We start from the raw sequence: 1727 nt of genomic DNA, 5'->3' as shown, positions 1-1727 counted from the left end.
GGGAGTCCCTCCCCCGCCCGCGCAGCTGGGACCGCTGAGGGCCGGGCCGCCTACGGGAGGCCGTCGAGCCAGCGGGCCACCTCCAGGGACTGCTCGACGGCGCGGCGGTGGAGGTCCGGCTCGGCCCGGGCGAGTGCGCGGCGGATGGCGAGCGCCTCCTGAATGGCCGTCAGGGCCTCCTGCCGGTGCCCCAGCCCGCCGAGGTCGACCGCGAGGTTGTTCAGGGACAGGGCGAAGTCGGCCAGGTGGACGTCCGGCTCCGCCTCGGCCAGCACCCGGTAGTGGTCGGCGGCCTCCCGGATCGCGGCCAGGCCCTCCTTCCGCCGGCCCACTTCGCCGAGCCGGTTGGCGAGGTTGCACAGGGACATCGCGAGATCGGCCAGGTGGGCACCGGGGTTGGCCCCGGCCAGCGCGCGGTAGTACTCGGAGGCTTCCCGGATCGCCGCCAGGCCCTCCTCCCGCCGGCCCAGTTCACCGAGGGTGCCCGACAGGTTGTTCAGGACCTGGGCGAGGTCGGCCAGGTGGGCGTCGGGATTCGCCGCGGCCAGCGTGCGGCACGCGGCGACGGCCTCCTGAGCCACCGTCAGGCTCTCCTCCCACCGCTCCGCGCGGCCGAGGTCGACCGAGAGGTTGCCCAGCGACGTGGCGAGGTCGGGCAGGTGGGCGCCCGGATTCGCCTCGGCGAGGAGGCGGCGGATGGCGACCGCCTCCTGAGCGGCCGCCAAGGCCTGCTCCTGGAGCCCCAGTTCGCTGAGGTCGACCGACAGGTTGTTCACCGCGATGGCGAGATCCGGCAGGTAGGCGTCGGGATTCGTCCCGGCCAGCGCGCGGCAGATGCCTACGGCCTCCTGGACGACCGCCAGGCCCTCCCGCTGCCGGCCCAGCTCGCCCAGCCGGTTGGAGAGGTTGATCAGCGAGGTCGCCAGCGCGGAGCGGTACTGGTCGGGGTCGGTCGCGGCCAGCTCCCGCCGGATCGCCACCGCCTCCTGGACGGCGGCCAGGCCCTCCCGCCGCCGGCCCAGCCGGCCGAGCCGGTTGGAGAGGTTGTTGAGGGACACCGCGAGATCGGCGCGGTGTCCGGGGTCGGCCGCGGCCAGCTCCTGCCGGATCGCGACCGCCTCCTGAGCGGCCGTCAGTCCCTCCTCCCACCGCCCCACCTCGCCGAGCCGGACCGAGAGGTTGTTGAGGGACACCGCGAGATCGGGCAGGTGCGTGCCGGGATCCGCCGCGGCCAGCTCCCGCCGGATCGCGACCGCCTCCCGAACGGCCGTCAGTCCCTCCTCCCACCGCCCCACCTCACCGAGCCGGTTCGACAGCAGGTTCAGCGAGAAGGCGAGCTCCGGCAGCTGGACGTCCGGGTCCAGCTCCGCCAACCCGCGCTGCCGCCGGACGAGTTCACCGGCCAGCCGGACGGCGGTGGCGGCCAGCCGCTGGCTGGGCCGGGGAAGGAGGCCGCGCAGCGCGAGCAGGGCGTCCAGCGGCGTGTCGGGGTGCTCGGCCACGGCGTCGAGGGCGGCGATGAGCGGTTGCGGGCGGTCGGTGCGGACGGCCGTGGTGACGATGTGCGGGGCGAGGTCGCGGTGGTGACGGACGCACAGCTCGGTGAGGTGCGCGTCGAGGTGGAGCGGGTCGTGGGCGGCGGCGCGGCTGTAGACCGTGAGGAGCTGGGCGCGCCGGCTGTCGTCGGCGCCGTTCAGGACGTGCTCGGCGAGGCGCGGATCCGCTTC

General features: G+C 75.2%; 1 protein-coding gene. It reads right to left on the bottom strand.

The features are described from left to right. Positions 1 to 50: 50 nt before the first annotated feature. On the bottom strand, positions 51 to 1727 hold a 1677-nt coding region (locus KCH_RS33200), incomplete at its 5' end, for a tetratricopeptide repeat protein (protein WP_157032294.1).

This window comes from Kitasatospora cheerisanensis KCTC 2395, assembly GCF_000696185.1.
Taxonomy (GTDB): domain Bacteria; phylum Actinomycetota; class Actinomycetes; order Streptomycetales; family Streptomycetaceae; genus Kitasatospora; species Kitasatospora cheerisanensis.
The sequence above is the reverse complement of the archived record's forward strand: the minus strand, read 5'-3'. Positions and strand labels throughout refer to the sequence as shown.